This is a genomic window from Cupriavidus sp. SIMBA_020 (assembly GCF_046535395.1).
GTDB classification, from domain to species: Bacteria; Pseudomonadota; Gammaproteobacteria; order Burkholderiales; family Burkholderiaceae; genus Cupriavidus; species Cupriavidus campinensis.
Window position 1 is genome coordinate 1 of the sequence record NZ_JAWRWU010001014.1, and the last position, 258, is coordinate 258.

Genomic DNA, 258 nt, shown 5'->3' on the forward strand with positions numbered 1-258 from the left:
TTGCCCTTGGTCTTCACTTGGGAGAAGTGGTAGTCGACAACACCCGCTACGGTTCTGCGCACGACAAAATCGTCGTGATAGTCGCAGTAGACCCGGTCGATCTCTTTGCCGCTCAGGATCTCTAGCGCTGCATAGGCGGCTCCTTGGAACTGCATACGGAACCTGGCGACAGTGGTTCGACCAACTGTCTCGCGCGGCTTTTTATCATGGATGACGTCCAAGCCTTTTGCATTATCCCCGGATTTCGTATGCCCGCTT

General features: G+C 54.7%; 1 protein-coding gene. It reads right to left on the reverse strand.

Annotated features, from left to right (window positions below):
• A partial coding sequence (locus SB751_RS32535; protein ID WP_410749323.1) for a dsDNA nuclease domain-containing protein occupies nt 1-221 on the reverse strand: 221 nt, incomplete at its 3' end.
• Nucleotides 222-258 lie beyond the last annotated feature (37 nt).